Annotated in this window: 6 protein-coding genes; 2 read left to right on the forward strand and 4 right to left on the reverse strand. The window is 44.3% G+C overall.

What is annotated here, in order from left to right; translation table 11 throughout:
* Nucleotides 1-28: 28 nt before the first annotated feature.
* Together QZZ54_RS13955 and mnmH are read left to right on the forward strand one after the other, a co-directional pair.
* Nucleotides 29-634 (forward strand): DUF2238 domain-containing protein, encoded by a 606-nt coding sequence (locus tag QZZ54_RS13955; RefSeq protein WP_290703307.1) that lies wholly within the window; start codon nucleotides 29-31, stop codon nucleotides 632-634.
* A gap of 14 nt (nucleotides 635-648) precedes the next feature.
* A complete protein-coding gene (mnmH, locus tag QZZ54_RS13960) occupies nucleotides 649-1,746 on the forward strand; it encodes a tRNA 2-selenouridine(34) synthase MnmH (RefSeq protein ID WP_290703308.1) in 1,098 nt (365 codons plus the stop codon).
* A 116-nt stretch (nucleotides 1,747-1,862) separates the two neighbouring features.
* Here mnmH and QZZ54_RS13965 read toward each other — a convergent pair whose 3' ends face one another.
* The 4 genes from QZZ54_RS13965 to QZZ54_RS13980 form a co-directional block, all read right to left on the reverse strand.
* Nucleotides 1,863-2,801, reverse strand: a complete 939-nt coding sequence (locus QZZ54_RS13965; RefSeq protein ID WP_290703309.1) for a porin — start codon at nucleotides 2,799-2,801, stop codon at nucleotides 1,863-1,865.
* 54 nt (nucleotides 2,802-2,855) lie between these two features.
* Nucleotides 2,856-3,494: a DUF2057 family protein gene (locus QZZ54_RS13970; RefSeq protein WP_290703310.1), complete on the reverse strand. Its 639-nt coding sequence runs from the start codon at nucleotides 3,492-3,494 to the stop codon at nucleotides 2,856-2,858.
* 137 nt (nucleotides 3,495-3,631) lie between these two features.
* Nucleotides 3,632-3,991, reverse strand: a complete 360-nt coding sequence (locus QZZ54_RS13975; RefSeq protein ID WP_290703311.1) for a hypothetical protein — start codon at nucleotides 3,989-3,991, stop codon at nucleotides 3,632-3,634.
* Nucleotides 3,992-4,114: 123 nt separating this feature from the next.
* Nucleotides 4,115-6,292, reverse strand: coding sequence for an esterase-like activity of phytase family protein (locus QZZ54_RS13980; protein WP_290703312.1), 2,178 nt, complete (start codon nucleotides 6,290-6,292; stop codon nucleotides 4,115-4,117).
* Nucleotides 6,293-6,506 lie beyond the last annotated feature (214 nt).

Below are 6,506 nucleotides of genomic sequence, written 5' to 3' on the forward strand. Positions count from 1 at the left end.
GGCTCCCTAAATCGCTTATACTGCGCAGATGCGAATTCTCTGGATATTAATTTTCTCAGCTGTACTCATTTGGTCAGGTATTAATCCTAAAGACCAGTTCACTTGGTTTCTGGAAGTTGTGCCCGCTCTGATCGGGGTGCTTATACTAATATTCACCCTCCGCAGTCACCCTTTGACACCCTTGTTATACGGTCTCATTCTGATTCACTGCATCATATTGATGGTCGGCGGGCATTATACCTATGCCGAAGTACCCCTCTTCGATCAGCTCTCTGAGCTGTTTGGCTGGCAGCGTAACAACTATGATAAGGTTGGCCACCTGGCTCAGGGATTTATTCCAGCAATCATCGCCCGTGAGATCCTCATCCGGGCTCAGGCTGTTAATGGCCATCGCTGGCTGAACTTCCTGACAGTCTGCTTCTGTCTCGCCTTTAGCGCCTTTTACGAGCTCATTGAATGGTGGGTTGCGGAATTGACCGGAGAGTCCGCAGAGGCGTTCCTGGGCACTCAGGGATATGTCTGGGATACCCAATCCGACATGCTTCTGGCCCTTATCGGCGCATGCGCCGCACTTATACTACTCAGCCGTTGGCACGATCGACAGCTCAGGCAACTTAACTTACAAAATCGATAACCACAGACCTAACTATGCGTTCAGACACTGATAAGTTCCTAGAGCTATTTATTAACGATACACCGATGGTCGATCTTAGGGCGCCAATAGAATTCAACCAGGGCGCTTTTCCATCAGCCATAAGCCTTCCACTGATGACTGACGATGAACGGGAAAAAGTGGGTACATGCTACAAGGAAGAGGGACAGGAAGCCGCGATTAAGCTTGGCCATCAACTGGTTTGTGGACAGACTAAAGATCAACGCATGGAGCTATGGTTGAACTTTTGCCGAAACAATCCAGAGGGTTATATCTACTGCTTTCGGGGAGGGCTACGCTCTAGAACTACGCAACAGTGGTTGAAAGATGCTGGAGTGGAATACCCGCTGGTACTGGGTGGCTATAAAGCGTTAAGAACGGCACTACTTAACGTCATCAATGACCTGCCAGCAATCATGCCTTTTAATATTGTTGGTGGAAAAACCGGCTCGGCCAAAACGCTGATGATGAACACCCTGGGCAATGCCATCGACCTTGAAGGTGCAGCTCATCACCGCGGCTCCAGTTTTGGCCGATATGTGAAGCCACAAAACAGTCAAATAAACTTTGAAAACATTACCGCTATTGAGATGCTGAAAAAACAGAACGCTGGCTTTCAGCAACTGGTTTTTGAAGATGAAGGCAGAAATATTGGTAGCGTTGACTTGCCGGTTCAACTCTATCAAAAAATGCAGACAGCACCCGTTGCTGTCATCGAAGACCCTCTTGATATTCGATTGCAGAGATTGTTACAAGAGTACGTCATCGACATGGTAGCGGACTATACCCGTGTTCACGGTGAAGAGCAGGGCCATATTCTGTGTGAAGAGTACCTGTTGCTAGGCTTAGATAAAATCAAACGAAGACTGGGTGATGAACGCTGGCGGACACTGCGCGAAGAGATGCAGAAGGCGATTAAACTGCATCAGCAAGGATCAGGATACGACGCTCATCTGAACTGGCTCGCTCCTCTACTGGAATTGTATTACGACCCAATGTACGAGTATCAGCTGAATCAGAAAAGTGACCGTATCGTCTATCGAGGGAACTGGCAGGAATGCCATGACTTTCTGTTAGATACAACGGCAAAATAGGTTTTATAGAATAAAAGATTAAAAAGGCCGGTTAAGAAACCGGCCTCAAAAAAGTAGTCATTCAAAGCTCGAAGGGGTGACCTAAGAATGACCTGCTTTACCTCAGAACTTTTCCCTCAGAACTTAACGCGCATACCCGCCAGATATCCCATCTCTTCATCATCGACATCGTTGTCAGCGATTTCAGCAAATACCGATACATGTTTCTGCGCTGGGAACTTATAGGTTACGTTCGCGTACCAAGTGCCAACTTCATCAGCACCATCTTCGTCATAGCTGTTGTAACCAACAGATGCTTTGGTGGTTTCAGCAACTTTAAAGGTTGCAGCCAGGTTGTACACATCCAGGTCAGTTGTAGAAGACAGTTCAGCGGTACTGTAATCAACTGCCAGCTCAGCAAAGCCCGCATCAACAGAAACCATCAGACCATAAGCGTCCTGGCTATCAGAAGCGCCTTCAGCTTCGTAGGTAAGGTAAGTGAAACCTACTTGCGCAACATCAAGATCAGCTAAAACGAATACATCGAAAGAGCTATCGTTATCTGTTCCGCTGTTACCTTTAGCTTCCAACTCGGTAGACGTTGATACAAAAACGTTACCAAAGTTTGCGTCCACACGGATAACGTCATCGCCATCTTCGATCAACTCATCAAATGCATCACCGGCTTCTTCATATGATGCTTCAACACCAAACTCATCAGAAGAAAGATTCTGTTTACCAAAGCGAACAGCTACATCACCAAAACTCAAACCCAGGTAAGCTTCTTCAAGATCGCTACGACCATCATACTTATCGTTAGCAGAATCGTCGTAAGAAAAGTCCAGTTGACCAAATGCGGTCATGTCATTGCCTAGCTCATAGGTAACACGGTTTTTAAGCTCCATATCATCGAATTCCAGATCAAGATCTTTATCTTCGCCGACTTTCTGACGCAGCTGTAGCTGGAAATCACCTTTTAACTCGTACTTAAGACCCTTACCTTCGTAAATAGTCGCTGCACTTACAGAACCAGTAGTAGTCGCCGCAATAACAGCAGCCAGGACAAGCTTTTTCATTTCTTACTCCAATTGATAAAAGTTAAAACAGTAATTAAAAAAATATAAAAAAAGTTATTTATCACTAACCCAGGACTTAAACCTTTGACGCGTTTCAATATCAGCATTTAAATACCAATATCTAAGCAATGTTTCAGGAAGATTAATTAAGTTAGTTTTTTTATTTATTTCATTTGTACGAGGAGACACTACAGATAAAAACACAGGGTTATTAACAGAGAGATCTCCACCGGTGTTATTCAGTTCTTCTAATTCTTGTTCATAATCTCGATTTATCTGAAACCCTTCCTTTAATAGCGGTTTTGATCGGTGTTTAATCAAACGTCCAGTGCTATCCTTAAGCGACCAGAACTTACCACTATTAAACTGACGGAACTCAGATAACCCTTTTACTTCAGACACTAACAAACGAAGACTTTTGTCACTCGCATTGAAAACAAGTACATGAAGGTCGGTGTATTCCATCTCAAGACTGCCGGAAGATCTTATTTCTAAAGAATACTGAACAAGAAGCTGGTTTTTACCATTAGGTAATGTAATTGAACGATTACTTTCAAAAAGAGAGCTACTTTCTATCTCAGATCCATTTGCAGCAATAAGGGAAATACCCGGACCGATAGATAAATCAATCTCGGCACTTACCGAAGAAGAAAAAAGAATTATTGAAATATAAAAAATTGAACAAAATCGCATAACCGCTGCCTAAAACTTCTTATTAAAATCTAATAGCAGCGATAATAGTAGAGAACTATTACTATAGTATTACTCATTTATTAAGGTAAAATTAACTTATAAAATACAAATATTATTTAAAAGAAATATATCGAGCCTTACAAAAACTCCTTTAGTTTTTCCTTTACCAAATCTAAATCAACCTCATCTGCAACGTCAGAGGCTCTTCGACCATGCGGGTTAGCCTGAGATGAGATATAGTTTCTAACCATGGAGTCACGCCTACTCCTATCAGAACGTCGATCGATCACAGAGACCCGACGTTCCTCGCCTGAATAGGCTTCGAATAAAGCTTGCTGATGCCATTCATGCGCCAGATTCAATGTCGCAAGCTCAGGGCTGATCCGCCCACCCATTTCATCAATCCAATAGAACACTATGCCACTGTCTGACAGGTCTTTGACCAGCTCCATAATCACTCCCCCCGGATGATTGCGACAACGCAATAATTCGCGCATACCAATACAGTCTAGTTCGGAGAAGCAATTTATGTAAAAGTTGTTCGTTTATTAGCTGTATATAGTAGATTTAACAGGCAAAAAAAAGGCGGCCATAGGCCGCCAAAAACAATAGTTTAGCTGTTACATCTTGCCAGTGCTAAAGAACAGCGTTTCACCAGAGCTATCGTCAACACCATCATTGTCAGTAACCGCATAACCCGTACCCGTGGCATCGACGGTGAAGCCTTCTATCTTATCTTGAACATAACCGTTCAAAGACAGCAGATCGGGCATAAAGTCCCGTACAAGAGTCTTCTTAACCACCGGTAAATCAGATCCAATTGCAGCAGGCTTCAGTTGATCTATAGAGACACTGTAAAGACGTTTAACAGCAGCGTTCTCACCTAACTGGTTGTCGCGCTCGATAATATAGACATTGTCGCCGTGCTCAACTATCTCAGATAGACCCACCCAACCGTTATTTGATGCCTCCAGCGGGTATCGCACAGCCCCCCAGCTGTTTGTCTTCAGATTATAAGAGAGCAGTTTAACCTGATCCTTAGGATCATCTTTCCAGGGGCGTTGAATCGCGATCCACAAGTTATCACCGATCATTGTGATGCCTTCAGCACCGTACTTCCTCTCATGTATCAGCAATTGAGCCGGAAAATCGATTGAACGATCTATCTCGCCATTACTGTTTACATGATGAATAGCATGTGGGATTTGTTTAGAGGTTTTTCCCTCTGATGAGAGCCAGAATCCTCCAGTTCCATCAGCCGCAATACCTTCGAGATCAAGCTTCTTAGCAATTTTTCCATCACGCATTACAGACATAGCAGAGGTGATATGCGCAGGTGCTTTGTTTGCATCAATCGTAAAGATCGTTGGCTGGTTAGCATAAAAACTATCATTTACTGCATACAGGATACCCGCAGCTTTTGGATCGGCAGTCAGGCCTGACAACGCACCCCAACCGATTGGCATACCCGTGGCAGTCATATCTGAAACGATCTGAGGGTATTGGGCGGGCTTATCTTCGAAGCTGTAAATCATCACATGGGCACGGGGCCCCTTATCTTCGATAAGATCTTTCTCATTGGCCGTAATCAACAGATTACGACCCGGTATAGTTACAGCAGACTCTGGTGCCATCCCGGATGGTAATAACTGCACAAACTCAGGTGTACCACCAGTATCGCGATAAACACCCACGACAGAAGCACGCTCAGAGAGTACAAAAATATAGGTATCGGTACCAAATGTGCCAACAGCCAGTCCTTCTGGCTCATTACCCTTCTTACCGGAACGCTTATCAGGATAGTGACCCGCTTTGATAACCTCTTTCTCAAATGCCATACCGGATTCAAATAGCTCACGACCATCTTTATGGAAGATAGTAAAACCACGAGCACCACCGTTGAAATCACCCTCATTGGCGATAACAAAACGATCATCGTCGATCCACTTAACCGAATCCGGCTCACGCAGACGCGTCTGGCTTCCGGTGAACAGCAGCGCTTTATCCTTCTCAGTATCTACTTGAGAAAGCACAACGCTTCCTGCAGAGAAATGATTGATCAACCTACCGCTCTTCGCATCGACAACAGCAAGATGATTATTTTCCTGAAGAGTAACCACAATTTCATTCTTGCTATTAAAATCGACAAATTCTGGCTCAGGATCTGTAACACCAATCTCTGCAAGACCCGTCATTTCAACTTTCTTAATCTCTGCACACAGAAGCGTCTCATTTTTCAGCGGGACTATTGTCAGCCAACCTGCAGGTAGCTGAGGCAATTCCCCATCATTAAGATCTTCATCACGTTCGTTCTCAATGGCAACAGCAACATATTGACCGTCTTTAGAAACGGCTACAGAATCCGGCTGACCGCCCAGATCACAGCGCCCCATCTCCGTATGTGTATCCATGCTGATAGCGGTTAGGAAGCCCGATGGCTTAGTGTAACTTTCAGAGGTATTAACCCCGGCAAAAGCAGTGTTACCAAAAACAGCAACCGCTGTAGGTTCGCCATCTAATTTAATGTAACCGCCCGAGACTGGCTTAGCCGCATCACTGATATCAACAAAACCAAGACCACCGAACGGGCTATCGGAATAAACAACCGTATTACCATCAGTACTCGCAGCAATAATCTCAGGAGAAGTTTCCTGCGTCCGCTTAACACCTTCCGGCAGACTGTGGATAACTGCATAACTAGCAATGCGGTTAAATGAATCGGCATGTGCTTGAACAGCAATACCCGACAGGGCAACAGCCAGCGTCAAAAGTGGCTTTTTAAAACAGAAGGCAGACATCTGAGTACTCCAACATAAGAAAATTAATGCCAAGATACTAGTGATGAGATATGACGGATTAGTGACTTAAATATGACGGAATGAATTTAAGGGTTTTGGCTAGATCGCGAGCACATCGTTGCTCGTTGCTCGTTGCTCGTTGCTCGGCATTATTGGTTTACACCAATCCCATGCAACAACTTTCTTACAAAGCATTTAACTCACTAACCTTCTT

Origin of the sequence: Amphritea sp. (assembly GCF_016744155.1) — a bacterium.
Taxonomy (GTDB): Bacteria; Pseudomonadota; Gammaproteobacteria; order Pseudomonadales; family Balneatricaceae; genus Amphritea.

Coding starts and splice junctions, on each gene's coding strand:
- mnmH (WP_290703308.1), top strand. CDS start 649: ATGCGTTCAGACACTGATAAGTTCCTAGAGCTATTTATTAACGATACA.
- QZZ54_RS13955 (WP_290703307.1), top strand. CDS start 29: ATGCGAATTCTCTGGATATTAATTTTCTCAGCTGTACTCATTTGGTCA.
- QZZ54_RS13970 (WP_290703310.1), bottom strand. CDS start 3,494: ATGCGATTTTGTTCAATTTTTTATATTTCAATAATTCTTTTTTCTTCT.
- QZZ54_RS13980 (WP_290703312.1), bottom strand. CDS start 6,292: ATGTCTGCCTTCTGTTTTAAAAAGCCACTTTTGACGCTGGCTGTTGCC.
- QZZ54_RS13975 (WP_290703311.1), bottom strand. CDS start 3,991: ATGCGCGAATTATTGCGTTGTCGCAATCATCCGGGGGGAGTGATTATG.
- QZZ54_RS13965 (WP_290703309.1), bottom strand. CDS start 2,801: ATGAAAAAGCTTGTCCTGGCTGCTGTTATTGCGGCGACTACTACTGGT.